Genomic DNA, 17807 nt, shown 5'->3' with positions numbered 1-17807 from the left:
TACATCTATTTTACCATATTTTTCAAAAAATTACATTTGTCATATGCAAAAAATTACATAAAGCACTAAACTTTTAAAGTAACTATTGCTATAATATTGGTGAGGTGATAATTATGATTATAAAAGTAGAAGATTTGATCAAAAAATTTAAGGAAAAAATAGTCCTTGATCATTTTAATTTATCTCTTGAAAAAGGAGATGTTTTAGGTCTTATTGGACCTAATGGTTGTGGAAAAACAACTTCTATAATGTGTATGTTATCTCTTTTGAGATATGACAGTGGAAATATTGAGGTTTTCGGTAAAAAAGATATTTCAAATGAATATGAAATAAAGAAAAAAATCGGAATTGTTCCTCAAGAACTTGCAGTTTTTGAAAATTTAACTGTAAAAGAAAATATCGATTATTTCTGCGGTCTTTATGTTTCAAATAAAAATGAAAGAAAAAAACTTGTTAATGAAGCAATAGAATTTACTGGCCTTCAAAGCCATCAAAAAATGTTGCATAAAAAACTTTCTGGTGGTCTTAAAAGACGTTTAAATATCGCTTGTGGTATTTCTCATAAGCCAGAACTTGTAATTTTAGATGAACCTACTGTTGCGGTTGATGCTCAAAGTAGAAAGTTTATCTTAGATGGAATAAAAAATTTAGCAGAAAGAGGCTCATCAATTCTTTATACCACTCACTATTTGGATGAAGCTGAATATCTTTGCAATAGAATTTCTATTATGGATAATGGAAAAAATATACTAACAGGAGATATGCAAACTTTAATTAATGGAGTTAGTGTAAAAGAAAAAATTACAGTTGTAGGTTTTATAAAACCTGAAATTATATCAATTTTAGAAAAACAAGACGAAGTAATAGATGTTGAACTAAAAGAAAACCAAGTAACTTTAAGTTATTCAAGTGATATTGGTAATATTAAAAAGTTAATATATCTACTAGATGAAAATAATGTTGTTTATGAAGAAATCTTTTCTAAGAAACCTAAACTTGAAGATATATTTTTAGAAATGACTGGAAAGGAGCTTAGAGAATAATGCAAATTTTATCTGCTTTAAAAATAAGTTTTTTACAAATTACTAGAGATAGAATGACCTTTTTTTGGAATACTTTTTTCCCTTTAATTTTAGCCACATTTTTCTGCATTGTAATTCCTAATATGGGTAAGTCTTTTGATAAGGTAGATGTTGGAATAGACAAAAACAATCCACATATGTCAATTTTAAAACAAATACCATATCTTAATATTAAAGAAGTAAAAGAAGATATTCAAACAGATATAAAAAACAAGGAATATAAGGCATTTATAGAAAATGATTTGTCCTTAAAAATTGCATCTTCTAGTTCCGATATAATGGTTGTTAAAAATATCCTAGATCAAATAAAACAAATGTATGAAACAAAAATAAATCAAGGGGAAATATTGAAAAGTATAAATAAAGATTTTATAGAAGACAAAAACCATGGTGTTACAGGAGTCGAAACAATACTCTATTCTATAATAATTATGACAAGTCTTTATACAATGTTTGACGGGGTTAATCATATAGATAATCTTTTATATGACTCATCAGATTTTGCTGTAAGAATGTTAGTTTCCCCTTTAAGAAAGTCAAGTTACTTAATTAATGGAATAATATCAGCACTAATATCAACAGGTTTTAATACCCTATTATTAATTGTATATTTAAAATTAGTATTTGGTATAACCTTGATAACAAACTATTTTGCTTCCAGTATTATAATTATTTTAATTATGCTTTTTGGAATTACATTAGGAATGGTGCTTTCTGTTACATTAAAAGCTAAAACCGAAACTAAAACAATGGTGGGACTTGGAATTATTTTACTAATGAACTATACTTCAGGGATGATTGGACCAGCTGTTACTAATGCTATAGCTTCAGGATTTCCTCTAATAAAGTATATAAATCCTGCAATATACATGGAAAATGCCCTACTAGGCGTAAATATTGCAAATGACAACAGTTATTTAATTTCAATGATTCAGTATGTAGTTCCGTTTTCCTTAGTATTATTCGGAATTGCATTAATATGTTTGAGGAGGCATAAGGCATAATGATATTCAAGAATTATATGAAAATATTTGTTAAAAATATAAAATCAGTTATACTTTCTTTTATGATTTTTATGGTTATGTTGATTATATTCACCAGCTCAAAAAATAGTGATACTGAATTTAAACCAACAAAACTAGATATAATGATAAATGATGAAGACAAAAGTGAAGAATCAAGAGCGTTAATAAATTATCTAAAAGAAAAACATAATGTTAAAGAAGATAAAATCACGGATAGTGAAGCGAGAAAACAACTTGTTGAAGATAAAATTATAGCTTATATTGTTATTAAAAAAGACTTTAAACAAAATTTATTAAATGATAAAAAAGCTGTTTCAATTTTAGCTCCAACTAAAACTTCAGCTATAACATTTTTAAAAATTGATTTAAAAAGCTATTTAAATTACACTTTGGCTGGAATTAACTCAAATGTTGATCAACAAGAAGTATTAAATACATTAAATACTAAGATTGATGTGAAAGTAATAGATACAAACTTATACAATCAAGAAAAAGATAAACAGTCTTTTAATATTACCTTTGCAGTCCTAAGTTATATTGTTTTTATGAGTACTATTTCAGTGATTATTAATATAGATGCTGAATTTAAAAAAGAAAGTCTTTTAAAGAGAATGGCATTATCCCCTTATAGTCAAAAATCACAAACAATACAACAATTTGTTGCTCAAATAATAATTGCCATTATAATAACGAGTTTTTATTTAGCAATTTCTGTATTTATGGCAAGAAATTCCATCCCTAAAAATTCATTATTTTACACAAGTATAGCGGTATTTATTTTCTCTTTCACTGCTATTTCAATCGGACAACTATTAGTATCTATATCAAAAGATGTAAAAGTTGTAAATGGTATAAACTCTGCATTCAGTATGATAATGGCATTTTCATCTGGAGTATTTTTCCCAATACAATACATCCCACAAGGAGTAATTAATTTTTCAAAATTTATGCCACAATATTATTTTGTAAAGTTTTTAGAAGAAATTACTTTTGACAAATTTTTACTATTTGTTGCTTCACAGGCTGTATTTATAGTATTCTATACCCTATTGGGAATATTTATAAGAAGACACAAATTAAAAGAAGTCGCTTAGCGACTTCTCAGAGCGCAGACAAAGCATAAATTTTGTCTGTGCTTTTTTATGTTTATACTAGCAATATTTAGTATAGGTTTTATTGGAATTTTTGATTTGCCGTTTTTGTTGACATTACCACCGGTCTTGAAATTATAACTTCTTTTAGTTTTTCTAAAAATCTTCACATTCAATACTCTTAAAAGTTGCTTTTAGCAAATAAATATTCCACAAGATATTTAGAATAAATATAGTTATAAAACTTAATATTAATATATACATATTTTCATACAGTCCAACATAATTAGGTAAATATTTAAACCCCAACAAAATAAAAAGTAGAGGAAATGCAATCATAACAAAAAATGGAACTATATCATCTCTATCTTTAAATACAAAATATGAATACTGAACTATTGGATTTATAAATATAGCCGTAAAAAAATATCCTAATAAACTTAATAAAAAACTTGAATTAAAAATTCTAACAAATACAAATAAAAAAATAAAATAGACTAAAATTTTTAGAGTTGAAACTAAAAACTTTGAAAAAATTAAATCTTTTCTTGAAAATTTAGTTGTTAAAATATATTTGTTTATTTTTTTATTCCTTTCAAAATTATTTCCGACATCTCTACTTCCAATTAATGAAATTATAAAAATATAGGCGAATGGCATTTCAAGATAAGCCCCTAAACATAAAAGCATTAAATCTAATGCAAACAAATACCATTTTTTCTTAATTTCAAGATATTCTAAAAGCAATAACCCATTCATAACAAACTCCTAACTTATCCTTCTTTTAATAAATTTCAAACTCAATAAAAAAGAAAATACAAACAAAATTAAATCAATTATAATTAAAATTATAAAAATATTTAATTTATTTCCAATTTCAAATTTTAAAATAGTATTATTTTTTATTAAATAAAAAACTCCTACGATATAAATAACAGTCCCAATTACATTAGTAACAGCTATAGCGATTTTCCCAAATCTAAAAAATATTGGAATAAGTATTTCATAAAACAAAATATTTATACTTGAAAAAAGTAAAAATCTATAAAAAGTTTTGTCATACCCTGTCAAAAATGTAATTAAAAGATTGATAAAAAAAATAGAAATGATCGCTGAAAAAACCAAAAGATATTTGTAAATAACTATAGATTTTTCCTCAACTGCATTGGAAATTATATATTTATAAAAATTATTTTTATAATCACTTTCAAAAATGATTATAAAAAAGATTACCAGTCCAAATGTCGCAATCAAATACGCTATATCAACATTGCCAGATATTATAGCAATAATCAAAAAAAATGATAGTATTGAAATTACCACAGAATTATTCTTTAAAATTATTATATCTTTATAAAGTAATGCTTTCAATTAAATCACCCCTTTATTTAAAAATATCATTATATCCTCTAATGTAGGTTTGTCAAAATTTTCTCCTTTGAATGAATTTCTATTAATGCATGCTTCAATTCCATAATGACCTTGTTTTACTCCTAAAATATCACATTTTGCAATTCCATTTAAAATTCTCTCATCTCCTCTTACTATGCAATATTTTTCAAGCAAATCATCTTTATATTCGGAAAAAATTAATTTTCCATTATCAATATAAGTTATTATATCTGAAATTTTTTCAATATCAGATAAAATATGTGAGGACATTAAAATTGAATGTTTACCATCTCTTACAAACTCAAAAAGCGAATCTAAAAGTTCATCTCTCACAATCGGATCAAGTCCAGAAGTTGCCTCATCTAAAATTAACAACTTTGGATTATGTGAAAATGCTACAGCTAATTGCAATTTCATTTTCATTCCCTTTGAAAGTTCACTGACTTCCTTTATAATTTCTATTTCATAGTCAGCAAGTAACTTCCTAAAAAGACTTGTATCCCAATGTTTATAAACTAAACTACAAAATTTTTCAATTTCATATATCTTAAAGTTGTCTGGAAAATGAATTTCATCAAAAACAATTCCTATATCTTCTCTTTGAATCGGAGTTAATTTATTGTTTTCCGTTCCAAAAATCATACAACTTCCACCATCTTTTACAATTATATTTAAAATCGTGGAAATCAAAGTTGTCTTTCCTGAGCCGTTTTTTCCAATTAAGCCCATAATACAGCCCTCTTCCAAATCAAAAGTCATATTCAAATTAAATTTTTTATAATTTTTTTCAAGATTTTTAACCTTTAACATAATTACCTCCAATTTTCAAAAATTTCCTTAAGCTCCTCCTTAGATAGTCCTAAAGCATTTGCATAAGTGTAAACATTTTTAATTGAGTTTTCCAATAATCTGTAATATTCATCTTCGATTACATTTACAGTTTTATTCGTAACATAAGTTCCCTTACCTGCAACAGTTTGTATAAACCCATCCTTTTCAAGCTCCATATACGCTCTTTTAGTCGTAATTACACTTACTTTTAAGTCTGTTGCTAAAGCTCGAATGGAAGGAAGTAAATCTCCCTGTTGTAGATTTTTATTCATAATTTCTTTTTTTATCTGTTTTACAATCTGTAAATAAATCGGGTCTTTATCGTCTTTATATAAATTAATTAACATATAACCCTCCTCTCTATCTACTGTATATATACATTATATACACTTAAAATAAATTTGTCAACATTTTTATAAAATTATTATATATTTTTATATTATTATTCTAATTTAATTCTATTTTTTCCACTAAAAAAGTGTCAATATTTTCTAATTGACACTCTATTTTAAAAAATTTTATATTTTCTTGTCTTTTTCCTTATACATCATTTTGTATTTCATACCTATTGTTCTACTTATATAGTTTGATGATATTGCACAAATTATTAAAGTAAATAATGTTGTTATATATAATTGACTTTGATTTCCAATAATCCAAGATACTATTGAAAGAAATATTCCACCCGCTATAAAGACAATTCCTGAAAATTTATTAGCAAAGCCAAAAACTATATCATTACTCATTGTCCATTTATTTCTTATTGCAAATTCACTTTCTTTATTTACTTTTCTCAAATAAATTCCATATATTGTTGTCAAAATTGCAATTAAAGTGAAAACTAATCTAATTACATAAAATGGAATTTCCATTTTTGAATTTTTTAACATAAGTTTTAAAACTGAAAAAGTAAAGTAATTACACATAATAGAAATAAGCAGAGTTACAAAAGCTACAACAGTTACTCCCGTTGGATAATTTTCATCATTAAATTTCTTTCTAACTCTTCTTAAATAAGTTATTCCAAAGAATGATAATACTGCATTTACCAAAGCAAATGTATAAATCATAAAGGAGCCGATAAAAACTTCTTTTCCATCTTTAATATAAGCAAAAACTGCTGACGGCAATACAGCAAATCCTGCTGTTGCTAAAATTATCGGTGTAATCACTAAAATTAACAATAATTTTAAAAATTTATTCATTTCTAGTCCTCATATCCATACTTTTTATAGAATTCTTTTTTATATTCTAAAAATCTATCTTCTCTAATTGCTTGTCTTATATTTTCCATTGTTTTAAGTAAAAATCTTAAATTGTGGATTGAAAGAAGTCTTGCCCCTAATATTTCATCAACATTAATCAAATGTCTAATATAAGCTCTTGTATGATTTCTACAAGCATAACAATCACATTCATCATCAAGTGGAGCAAAGTCCTTCGCATATTTAGCATTTTTTATAACAAGTTTTCCCTTTGAAGTCATTGCAGTTCCATTTCTTGCAATTCTTGTAGGAAGAACACAGTCAGCCATATCAATCCCCGCTTCAACAGCTTCAAATAGATAATCCGGAGTACCTACTCCCATTAAATATCTAGGCTTATTTTCAGGCATAAATTGTGTTGTATAATTTAGATATTCAACCATAATTTCTTTAGGTTCTCCTACACTAAGCCCTCCAATGGCATAGCCTGGTAAATCCATATCTATTGTAGCAAGTGCAGACTCTCTTCTTAAATCCTTAAACATTCCACCTTGAATAATTCCAAAAAGTGCTTGATTATCTGTGCTTTTATGATAATCCTTACATCTCTTTAACCAACGTAAAGTTCTTTCCATAGAATTTTTTACATAATCATAACTTGCAGGATATGGTGCACATTCGTCAAAAGCCATCATAATATCAGAACCTAAATCATTTTGAATTTCCATTGATTTTTCAGGAGAAATAAAATGCTTTGAACCGTCAATATGAGATCTGAACTCTACACCCTCTTCAGTTATCTTTCTAATATCTCCAAGACTGAAAACTTGAAAACCACCACTATCCGTTAAAATTGGCTTATCCCAATTCATAAACTTATGAAGTCCACCAGCCATTCTAATAATTTCTTGACCTGGTTTTAAATACAAATGGTAAGTATTTCCTAAAATTATCTGTGAGCCAATTTCTTTTAACTCATCTACATTCATCGCCTTTACAGTCGCTCTCGTTCCTACGGGCATAAAAATCGGAGTTTCGATAACACCCCTATTTGTATATATTTTTCCAAGTCTTGCATTACAATCCGAAGACTTTTTTATCAATTCATATTTTAATTCCATTATTTCTCCTTTTTAATAAGCATTGCGTCGCCAAAACTGAAAAATCTGTATTTGTTTTTCGTAGCCTCATTATATGCATTCATTATTATCTCTTTTGATGCAAAAGCACTAACAAGCATAATTAATGTTGATTTTGGCAAATGAAAATTTGTAATAAGGCAATCAACAACCTTAAACTCAAAACCCGGATATATGAAAATATCCGTATTCCCCTTACAAGCTACAAGTTTTCCAAACTTTTTATAAACTGTTTCCAAAGTTCTTACACTTGTTGTTCCAACTGCAAAAATTCTATTTCCTTTTTCCTTTGCAGAATTAATTATTTCAACACTTTCTTCTGAAATTTCATAATACTCATCATGCATCTTATGTTCCAAAACATTATCAACCTTAACAGGTCTAAAAGTTCCAAGTCCAACATGAAGAGTAACTCTTGCAATCTTAACTCCCTTTTCTTTAAGCTCTTTTAAAAGCTCATCTGTAAAATGAAGTCCGGCAGTTGGCGCTGCAGCTGAACCATTATGCTTTGCATAAACAGTTTGGTATCTATCTCTTTCTTCTAATTTTTCGTGAATATATGGTGGAAGTGGCATTGTTCCAAGTTCGTCCAAAATTTCTTCAAAAATTCCATCATAAGAAAATTTTACAAATCTCTCTCCATCCTCACTTATACCTACAACTTCTCCAAGCAATTTTCCGTTCCCAAACTCAACCTTTGAGCCTATCTTCATTTTCTTTCCGGGCTTAACTAAAGTTTCCCAAGTATTATCCTCGTGCTTTTTCAAAAGTAAAACTTCAATCGCTTCGTTCTTACCGGGTCTTGCTCCAAAAAGTCTTGCAGGAATAACTTTAGTATCATTAATTACCAAAACATCATCTTTTTTTATATAATCAACAATATTTTTAAAATTTTTATGTTCCAAATCAAAATTTTCTCTATTTACAACTAAAAGTTTTGAACTTGATCTATCCTTAAGTGGAAACTGAGCAATCAAAGACTCATCAAGCTCAAAATCAAAATCATCTGTTTTTAAATTATTCATTAACTCTCTTCCTTTATTAAAATATAAAATACATCTACAAGCATATATTATATCTTGTTTTTCAATATTTTTCAAATTTTTTTAATCTCAACGAATTAACTAAATCGTTGACAAAAGATATTTTTGTAATATAATTAACTTAATAGCAAGCACATTTTTCAAATTCTATATAGAATAATTATTTATTTTTACTAGGAGAGTTTTATGATTTTAAAAAAGTTGAGTCATTCTTTTGAAAATTTTTCAATATATGTTGAAAATTTAAGTTTTGATAAGGGAAAAATTTATGCACTCATTGGAAAAAATGGTGCAGGTAAAACGACATTGATGAATGCAATAACAAATAATTTAAACTTAAATGGTAATATCGAAATGGATATTGACGAAAACAAAATTCTTTATATCCCAACTGATCTTAAAGCCTACGAGTTTTTAACTGTAAAAGAATTTATAAATCTTTTATTAAAATATAATGATACAAACTCAAATTACAATTATGTTATAGAAAAATTAAATTTAAAAAACAAAGAAAATGAATTAATTGCAAATCTTTCTCAGGGAATGAGTAAAAAAATCGCCCTATCTCCTATATTTATACGAAATTTTGATTTTTTAATTCTAGATGAACCATTTAATAGTATAGATATAAACTATATATTTGAACTTAAAACCTATCTAAAAGAGATTTCTAAAGATTGTTCCATTTTGATTTCTTCGCATATTTTAGATACTCTTTCAGATATATGTGATGAATTTTTTATAATGAAAGACGGAAAAATTGTAAAAATTTTAGATAAAAGTACAGAAAAATTGGAGAGTGAAATTCTTGAATGTATTTAAAATAAATTTTGAAATATTTAGGAAAAGATTTAAAATAAAAAATAATTTTAACCTAATAGAATTTTTTGCATTGATACTGTTTATAATTTCATTAATTCATATTGGATTTATTCTGTTTGGCAAATATGAAGATATGTATCTTCTAAAAAGTTTATTATTTTTTACAATAATTATTGAATTTATCTTTCCAAACTATAATTTAAACAGCAAAGTAAAACTAAAATCATTTTTTGGAAAATTAAAAACTGATGAAATAGAAAAATACTATTCTTCAAAGAGTTTAATCATATCTTTAATCGTCGGCTTTTTTGTATATATTCCATACAGATTAGATTTAATAAACTTAAGCCTATTTTATATGACAATTGTATCCTTGCTATTTTTAATTGTTATAGGACTAAGAAAAATATTCAATAAAATTGATTTTCAGTCATTTTTACTATTGATTAGATTTAGTATAATATTTTTGCTTTTAGTATTTGTAAAAAAAGGAACTGGAGAAATGATAAAAAATTTTGCAAATAAAATTCCTTTTTTTGTTTACATTTTAGTATTTTTTGTATTTGTCTATATATCAATAAAAATATTAAATTCTATAAAATCAAATTATATTAAAAAACATAATTTTTCAAAACTTTTAATAAATTCAGAAAAATATTTTGGATATAATTTTTTATACATAATACGAAGTGGAAATTTTATAAAAAATATCTCACTTTTTTATACAATATCTTTTATAACCGTTTGGAGAGAAACCCTTGAAAATATAATAATTTTCTTTGCTATTTCAATTGTTCTTAATGGTATTTTAAATTTGTTTAACATTTTTAGAATAGAACATAATATTTGTAATTTTATATATAATAAAAATTCATTAAAAAATATAAATAAAATTAAAATAATAGATAATTTAAAACTTCATTTTACTTCAATAATTTTTTTCTTACCGATAATTTATTTTAAATTGGGAATTATTTTAACAGGAAAACTAATCCTTATATCATCATTAATTACTATATTTTCAACAATTGTAGTATCAAATTATATACAAAAAAAGAATTATAAATACAATAGAAATGATATAGTTACAACTACAATTGTAAACTTAATACTAACAATAATTGGAATTAACTTAATTATATAAGAACCCCACCCTTCCTCAATACTTCGCATCGGGTGGGTGCTCGGGAACATTGTTGCTTTGCAACAAAAAAGTAATGGTTAAATAATCGTTACTTTTTCATTCTATTCAATATTTCTTCTAAAACATAATCTCTATTGTCAATATAATCTTTTATTGTCGGTTTTAAAATTTCATTTGGGATTAATACATTTTCTTTTATTTCTTTTTCTGTAAATAAATCTTTATTATCTTTAGTATTATCAAAAAAATTTTGTCCATAGCTGAATATTAATTTACTATTTGGCAAAATATCTTGTGTTACATTTCCTGACGAATATATTCCTCCTGCCAAAGGTTCTCCATAAATTGTAACATCTTTAAATTTTTTCTTTAGAGAATATACCACTTTTGTTCCTGCAGAAAAAGTATTTCTTCCTACTAAAATATGAATTTTTAATTTTTTATTTTCCTTCCCATACTTTTCTAACTCATCTAAAAAAGATAGAAAAACAGTTTCGCTTCCTCCCTCATTATATCTCAAATCAATTATTATATTATTAATTTCCAATAAATTTTTATTATCTCGAATGTATTTAAAAAATTCAGCTGAAAATTTGTCAAAAGGTTTATGTTCTTCACTAAAACATATATTATAATGAAGAACCATTGCATTTTTCTTCGGAAATGTTTCAAAAGTATAAGATTGTGTTGGATTCATCTTATATGGAATATTGTCAATTTCTAAAAAAGATTTGCCAATATAATTATAAGTAACAAACTCCAAATTGTTTATTTTCTTAAAATCATTTTCTAATTTTTCTCTTTCTTTTCCTGATGATTTTTCAATTAATTTTAATATTGATTTTTTATAATTTTCTTTATTTTTCTTAAATTCCTCTGTTTTAGAATATTCACTTTTTTCTGTTTTAACATCCCTATTAATCTTAGGTTTAAACTTTACATTAAATTCTTTTTTATCTTTTTCAATCACTACATTTATTTCATTTACATTTGAAATTAATTTAAGTCCTACAAGATAATCCAAATCTGTTATATAATAGTCAACCCAATAATCAATATTATATTTGTTATCTCCAGAAATTATTTCCTTTGCTTTTTCCCTAATATCTTTTATTTTAATTCCATTTATACTTTTTACTTTACTAAAATTATACTCTTCATACTCTTTTTCAATTCCGATTATATATGTGCCCTCATCAAAAGTTTTCAAATAAAAAGGTAATATAGCCTGGCTTGGATTTAAAAAACTAAGATGTCCTTCTTTAAAATAGCTCATTATTCGTTGAATTTCAACTACAAACTCACTGTCAGAAATATTATCTATATTTGATTTTAATTCTTTTATTCTATTTTTAAAATCTTCATCTGTAATATATCTATATTCCTTTTGATGTTTTTCAAGCATTACACTTTCAAAATGCTCTAAATCCTCAATAAGTTTTTTGTTTCTAACTTCCCTATTTTCTCCATTAAAAAATATGAGTTCATTTGTATTTACATTAGAATTTTTATTTCCAAAAGACCCACAAGAAGTTAAAAATATTAAAGCTAAAAGAAAACAAATAATCTTTTTCATTACATCCTCCAAAAAAAAGAGAATTAACAATATAAAAATATAGCTAATTCTCAGAGTGTGGACAAAGTAAAGATTTTGTCCATACTCTGAAATACACTAATAATATATTTTACTTTTTCATTCTACCAAAATGCTTATATGCTTTTTCAGTTACAATTCTTCCTCTGCTTGTTCTACTTAGAAATCCTATTTGTAGTAAATAAGGTTCATAGACATCTTCGATTGTAATTCTCTCCTCACCTGTTGAAGCTGCTATTGTATCAATCCCAACAGGGCCTCCCGAAAAATTATCTATTATTGTAGTTATTATTTTTCTGTCTATCGTATCAAGACCAAGAGAATCCACTTCCAAAATATCAAGCCCGTCTTTGCTGGTTTGTAAATCAATTTTTCCATTTCTCTTAACTTGTGCAAAGTCTCGAACTCTCTTTAAAAGTCTGTTTGCAATTCTAGGAGTTCCTCTGGAACGTCTTGCAATTTCAAGTGCTCCTTCAGGTTCAATTTCAATTCCCAAAATTCCTGCAGATCTTGTAATTATTTTTTGTAAATTTTCAATACTATATAATTCAAGACTCAACATAATTCCAAATCTGTCACGAAGTGGTCCTGTAAGTTGTCCTGTTCTTGTCGTTGCACCTATCAAAGTAAATTTTTCAAGGTCAATTCTAAGGCTTCTGGCACTTGGACCCTTTCCTATTATTATATCAAGTGCATAGTCTTCCATTGCAGGATATAAAATTTCTTCAACACTTCTATTTATTCTATGAATTTCATCTATAAACAAAACATCATCTTTACTTAAATTTGTCAAAATACTTGCAAGGTCGCTTGGCTTTTCTATGGCTGGACCTGAAGTAACTCTGATATTAACACCCATTTCATTTGCAATGATATTTGCAAGAGTTGTTTTACCAAGTCCCGGAGGACCATAAAGCAAACTATGGTCAAGAGGCTCATTTCTAGTTTTTGCTGCCTCAATAAAGATTTTAAGTCTTTCCTTTGCTTTTTCTTGACCAATATATTCATCAATCCATTTCGGTCTTAAACTGGTTTCTATTTCAATATCTTCTCTTGAAAAACCTGTACCGATAATTCTATCTTCATAATCTTCAAACATACTAACACCTATAATTTTTTCATACTAAGTTTAATTATATCTTCTATTTCCATTTCATCAATATTTATACTTGAAAGAAATCTCTCAATATCATTTTTCATAAATCCTAAATTTATTAAAGCATCTGAAACAAGCTCTCTCTTTTCCAAGTCTTTTCCACTATCTAAAGTTGAAGCTTCCATTCCTGAAATATCTTTACTACTGATACTGTCAATAGAAATTTTATCCTTTAATTCCAAAATAATTTTCTGTGCTGTTTTCTTGCCCACACCTTTGGCTGTAGCAAGAGCAACTGCATCTCCATTTACAATAGTCAATTTTAAACTATCAACAGACATTGAGGATAATATTCCACATGCAACCTTTGGACCAATGCTATTTACGCTTACAAGTAATTTAAACATTGAAAGTTCATCCATAGTTTTAAATCCGAACAGAGCGACATAATCTTCTTTTACTATGTAATCTGTATAAATTGTATAAAAATCTCCAACTGTTACATTAAATAATGTATTGTTGGAAGTAAAAATCTTATAACCTATTCCACCATTATCTATAACAATATAATCATTATAAATAAATTTAAGTTCTCCACTAATATATTCGTACATAAAACACCTATTTCATTCTAAATTGTTCTTTAAATTTCAAGCTAAAAAAATGACAAAGTGCAATTGCCAAAGCATCCGCAGCATCATCGGGTTTAGGAACGGATTTAAGTTTAAAAATCATCTTAACACTCTCTTGCATTTGCTTTTTATCCGCTCTACCATATCCTGTAATGGCTTGTTTAACTTGTAAAGGAGTATATTCATAAGCCAAGATATTTTTCTTTATAAAAGATAAAATTTCAACCCCTCTTGCCTGTGCAACATTGATTACAGTTTTTACATTTTTATTAAAGAATAACTCTTCAATTGCAAGTTCATCAACATTATGTAGTTCTATTAATTTGTTCAATTCTTCATCAATAATTTTAAGCCTATCAGGAAGTGGAATTCCTGCTTTTGTTTCAATTACTCCATAATCTATAAGTCTTACTCTATTCCCGATAGCCTCTATAATTCCGTACCCAACAATTGCAATTCCGGGGTCTAATCCAAAAATAATCACAAAAAATCCTCCAATACTATCAAATATGATAACATAAAAAACAATTTTTTTCAATTAAGATTATTTTAGAATTTTTTCATAAAGTAATTTTATGCACAAAAAAAGCAAGAATTAAAATTCTTGCTCATATTTTTATTCGTAATCTTCACAACTAAGTAAATCTTCTCTCTTAACTTTTCCTTTTTCGTCATAAGTCATTTTACTAAAGTTGATTAAATGTGGAATACCATCTAATTTTCTACATTCAATTAAATGAACAACTTTATTCAAATCTCCAACTTCTTTAGCTTGAGTTTTCATGATTTTCATCATTGAATATTTAAGTTCAGTTTCTTTAAAAGTAATTGTTGACATTCCTTTTTTATTGAAAGCAGCTTGAACCATTGATTCACAGTTTTCTTCAGTAAGTGCAGGAATTAAAATATAATCTACATCACTTGCAGCTTCGATTCCAGCTTCGTCTTTAACTTGAACAGTCTTATGTGAACCTTTTGCAACAGCCATAACAGCTGCCATAAACGGTCTTATTCCGGCAGATCTATGTCCTGAAATAATTAAAGTTTCTCCTTTAGCAATAGCTTCTTCGATGTATAGACCATGTTCTTCTTTCATATAACCTGTGTCTACACTTTTTTGTAACATTGGATGCATACAAATTTCCTCCTTTTATTTTTCATATATGTTTATTATACTACATTTTCAATTTTAAATAAATACTTTACCATAAAATTATTAAAATATTTTATATACCATCAAACGAATTTTTACTCACTAAATGATAAACCTATTACTGATATAGTTACTATAGCAACACCAATCAATAAGGTTACGGTAAGTGGCGTAGATAAAAAAATAACCGATAAAACAACACTCCATAAGCTAAAAGTGCTATTTAAAGCCATTCCCTTTGAAACTCCATTTAAGTTCATTCCTTTATAATAAAGCAAATAACTTAAACTTGCAAAAAATCCAGCAAAGAGTAGATATTTTATTATAGCAATACTTTGTATTGTTGTAATAAAACTACCAAACAAATTTAAACAAGGTAAAACTAAAAACAATATACTAATTCCAGATATTATCTCCCTTATATTTAGTATTATTTCCTCTTCAAGTTCTTCTTTTGTTGCAAAACTTACAATAGTTGCTTCAAGTCCCCAACTAAAACCTGCAAGTAAAGAAAATAAAATTCCAAGATAAAAATAAGGGTAATTGCCTGTAGGTTTCGTATAAGAAAGAACAAATGTTCCAATAATACAACCAATAATACAAACAATAGTTTTTAAGTTAATTTTCTCTTTTAAAAATATAAATGATAAAATAGTACCAAACATTGGACATAATGCAGAAATTGGAATTGCATAAGCAGGACCTGCCAGAGAAATCCCCATTATATATGAGCACTGTCCAACAGGTCCTCCAATTAAACCCGCAAAGCAGACCCATTTACCAGTCTTTGTCTTCAATGCAGGTAATATCATCTTCAATTTTCCTAAAAATCCATTATATCCAAGAACTAGTAATCCCGCAAATAAGTCATTAAATCCTGCAAAAACTAAAGGTAGAAAAAATATAATTTCCACATTATAGTTTTTAATCAATTCGCTTCCCATCAGCAAAGAAAATACTATACCATTGACCGCCCACAGAAATCCTGAAGATAGTCCGATAAATTCGTTCTTAAATTTTTTCATCTAAGGTTTTACTCCATTCGGAAAAATTTATTTATCTAATTCTCTTAATCCGTACTTATCAATTATGTTAAGAAGCTTTTTACCATAATTAGGATCAGTTGCATAAGTACCTGTTAATGCTCTTGCAGCTTCTTCCGGAGTTCTGGCAGACAATACACCTGAATAATAATTTCTTAACCATTTGTTCTTTGTAAATAGCTTAGCATAATATTCAAAAGCTTCATCATATCCTGTAAATTTCATAAACCTAGCAGTAATATAATATTTTACTCCATTTTTATATTCTGCAGTTCTTATTTCATGATATCTTGAAGGTGGAGTACCTTTAGGAGCTTTTATTCCAAATAAATTATAAATAGGTGGAGGAGATAAACTATCTTTTCCAAATCCAGTTTCCAAACAAGCTTGTGCAACTGCCACTGAAGGGAACAACCCTTTACCTTTAACAGCTTTTAAAACTCCAGGATAAATCTTATCTATAAAAGCATTGTTAAATGATTTTCTTCTATATTTCCCATTTACAAAGTCTCTATATCCTGACTCATCTTTAGCTCGTCCAGTAAATTTTTCACCATTTTTGAAAAAGTACCAATCTTCTCCATCATCGTACCAGCCGTCTGTATATTTCCCATTGTAAAAATATTTCTTTCCGTTGCCATCTGTTCCATATCCGTGATGTTTTGATCCATCTTTGAAAAAGTACCAATCTTTTCCATCATCATACCAGCCACCAGCATATTTTCCATTGTAAAAATATTTAGTTCCATTGGCGTCTATTCCATAGCCGGAATGCTTATATCCATTTTGGAAGAAGAACCAATCTTCATCATCTTCACACCAACCATTTGCATATTTCCCATTGTAGAAAAATCTCTTTCCAGAATTATCTTTTCCATATCCATTATATTTCTTTCCGTTTTGGAAAAAGTACCAGTCTTTACCATCATCATGCCACCAGTTTGCATATTTTCCGTTGTCAAAAAATTTCTTTCCGGAAGCATCTTCTCCATAACCACTATGTTTTTCACCTTTTTGGAAAAAATACCATTCCTTTCCATCGTCATTCCACCAGTTTGCATATTTTCCGTTGTCAAAAAATTTCTTTCCGGAAGCATCTTTTCCATATCCATTATGTTTCTTTCCGTTTTGGAAAAAGTACCAATCTTTACCGTCATCGTACCACCAGTTTGCAGGCTTCCCGTCATCCCCATAAAATATTTTATGTCTATATTCTGCAGCCTCGACTATTTTTTCTCTAACAAATGTATCCTTAGAAACTAATACACTTGACAACAATAAAGAAAACACTAAAACTTTCTTTTTTATTTTCATAAATACCTCCTATTAATTATTTTATAATAACTATCTAACGTAAATAATTTTAACATATTTTTTTTATAACATCAACAAATAGCTAAAAATATGCACTAAAAATTACAAAATTATTACAAAAGTGTTACAAAATTATTAAAAACCTATTTTTGCACTAAAAAAGGAGAGATAAAATCCCTCCTAAATTTATATAATTTAATT

The 17807-nt window shown here is 26.9% G+C and carries 19 protein-coding genes; 5 read left to right on the top strand and 14 right to left on the bottom strand.

Annotation, left to right across the window (positions count from 1 at the left end; all coding sequences use genetic code 11):
* Positions 1-113: 113 nt before the first annotated feature.
* From VJI93_RS01335 to VJI93_RS01325, 3 genes are read left to right on the top strand one after another with little or no spacing between them, the layout of a single operon-like run.
* Positions 114-1043, top strand: a complete 930-nt coding sequence (locus VJI93_RS01335) for an ABC transporter ATP-binding protein (RefSeq protein ID WP_323998825.1) — start codon at positions 114-116, stop codon at positions 1041-1043.
* Complete coding sequence (locus VJI93_RS01330) at positions 1043-2086, top strand: ABC transporter permease (RefSeq protein ID WP_323998826.1); 1044 nt, start codon at positions 1043-1045, stop codon at positions 2084-2086. The genes VJI93_RS01335 and VJI93_RS01330 overlap by 1 nt, the downstream gene beginning before the upstream one ends.
* Entirely contained in the window at positions 2086-3201 is a 1116-nt protein-coding gene (locus tag VJI93_RS01325; RefSeq protein WP_323998827.1) for an ABC transporter permease, read from the top strand. Before VJI93_RS01330 ends, VJI93_RS01325 begins: the two co-directional genes overlap by 1 nt.
* Positions 3202-3354: 153 nt before the next feature.
* Here the strand turns inward: VJI93_RS01325 and VJI93_RS01320 are convergent, their stop codons facing one another.
* The 7 genes from VJI93_RS01320 to queA all read right to left on the bottom strand — a co-directional run bounded on the left by VJI93_RS01320 (position 3355) and on the right by queA (position 8790).
* Positions 3355-3957 carry a hypothetical protein gene (locus tag VJI93_RS01320; RefSeq protein WP_323998828.1) on the bottom strand — a complete coding sequence of 201 codons (603 nt, stop codon included), beginning with the start codon at positions 3955-3957 and terminating at the stop codon, positions 3355-3357.
* A 9-nt stretch (positions 3958-3966) separates the two neighbouring features.
* A complete protein-coding gene (locus tag VJI93_RS01315; RefSeq protein ID WP_323998829.1) occupies positions 3967-4569 on the bottom strand; it encodes an ABC-2 transporter permease in 603 nt (200 codons plus the stop codon).
* Positions 4570-5400, bottom strand: a complete 831-nt coding sequence (locus VJI93_RS01310; protein WP_323998831.1) for an ABC transporter ATP-binding protein — start codon at positions 5398-5400, stop codon at positions 4570-4572.
* Positions 5401-5402: 2 nt separating this feature from the next.
* The gene (locus tag VJI93_RS01305) at positions 5403-5768 is read right to left on the bottom strand and encodes a GntR family transcriptional regulator (protein ID WP_323998832.1); all 366 of its coding nucleotides are present in this window, start codon (positions 5766-5768) and stop codon (positions 5403-5405) included.
* A gap of 171 nt (positions 5769-5939) precedes the next feature.
* Positions 5940-6626: an SdpI family protein gene (locus VJI93_RS01300; protein WP_323998834.1), complete on the bottom strand. Its 687-nt coding sequence runs from the start codon at positions 6624-6626 to the stop codon at positions 5940-5942.
* A gap of 2 nt (positions 6627-6628) precedes the next feature.
* Positions 6629-7747, bottom strand: coding sequence for a tRNA guanosine(34) transglycosylase Tgt (gene tgt / locus VJI93_RS01295; protein WP_269754388.1), 1119 nt, complete (start codon positions 7745-7747; stop codon positions 6629-6631).
* Positions 7747-8790 carry a tRNA preQ1(34) S-adenosylmethionine ribosyltransferase-isomerase QueA gene (gene queA / locus VJI93_RS01290; RefSeq protein WP_323998836.1) on the bottom strand — a complete coding sequence of 348 codons (1044 nt, stop codon included), beginning with the start codon at positions 8788-8790 and terminating at the stop codon, positions 7747-7749. Before queA ends, tgt begins: the two co-directional genes overlap by 1 nt.
* 204 nt (positions 8791-8994) lie before the next feature.
* Between queA and VJI93_RS01285 the strand changes: the two genes are divergently transcribed.
* Positions 8995-9630: an ABC transporter ATP-binding protein gene (locus VJI93_RS01285; RefSeq protein WP_323998837.1), complete on the top strand. Its 636-nt coding sequence runs from the start codon at positions 8995-8997 to the stop codon at positions 9628-9630.
* Positions 9617-10774, top strand: a complete 1158-nt coding sequence (locus tag VJI93_RS01280) for a hypothetical protein (RefSeq protein ID WP_323998838.1) — start codon at positions 9617-9619, stop codon at positions 10772-10774. Before VJI93_RS01285 ends, VJI93_RS01280 begins: the two co-directional genes overlap by 14 nt.
* 88 nt (positions 10775-10862) lie before the next feature.
* Here the strand turns inward: VJI93_RS01280 and VJI93_RS01275 are convergent, their stop codons facing one another.
* From VJI93_RS01275 to VJI93_RS01245, 7 genes are all read right to left on the bottom strand, one after another.
* Positions 10863-12350: a hypothetical protein gene (locus VJI93_RS01275; protein ID WP_323998839.1), complete on the bottom strand. Its 1488-nt coding sequence runs from the start codon at positions 12348-12350 to the stop codon at positions 10863-10865.
* A gap of 109 nt (positions 12351-12459) precedes the next feature.
* Positions 12460-13467: a Holliday junction branch migration DNA helicase RuvB gene (ruvB, locus tag VJI93_RS01270; protein WP_009354276.1), complete on the bottom strand. Its 1008-nt coding sequence runs from the start codon at positions 13465-13467 to the stop codon at positions 12460-12462.
* 8 nt (positions 13468-13475) lie between these two features.
* Positions 13476-14078 carry a Holliday junction branch migration protein RuvA gene (gene ruvA, locus VJI93_RS01265; protein ID WP_323998841.1) on the bottom strand — a complete coding sequence of 201 codons (603 nt, stop codon included), beginning with the start codon at positions 14076-14078 and terminating at the stop codon, positions 13476-13478.
* 7 nt (positions 14079-14085) lie between these two features.
* A complete protein-coding gene (gene ruvC, locus VJI93_RS01260; protein ID WP_009372675.1) occupies positions 14086-14580 on the bottom strand; it encodes a crossover junction endodeoxyribonuclease RuvC in 495 nt (164 codons plus the stop codon).
* Between the two features lie 132 nt (positions 14581-14712).
* Positions 14713-15231, bottom strand: coding sequence for a hypothetical protein (locus tag VJI93_RS01255; protein WP_323998842.1), 519 nt, complete (start codon positions 15229-15231; stop codon positions 14713-14715).
* Between the two features lie 113 nt (positions 15232-15344).
* Positions 15345-16274 (bottom strand): DMT family transporter, encoded by a 930-nt coding sequence (locus VJI93_RS01250; protein ID WP_323998843.1) that lies wholly within the window; start codon positions 16272-16274, stop codon positions 15345-15347.
* Between the two features lie 27 nt (positions 16275-16301).
* A complete protein-coding gene (locus tag VJI93_RS01245) occupies positions 16302-17606 on the bottom strand; it encodes a glycoside hydrolase family 73 protein (RefSeq protein ID WP_323998844.1) in 1305 nt (434 codons plus the stop codon).
* Positions 17607-17807 lie beyond the last annotated feature (201 nt).

It is taken from the genome of Parvimonas sp. M20, assembly GCF_035282425.1.
In the GTDB taxonomy this organism is placed as follows: domain Bacteria; phylum Bacillota; class Clostridia; order Tissierellales; family Peptoniphilaceae; genus Parvimonas.
This window is presented reverse-complemented; position numbering and strand designations above follow the sequence as displayed.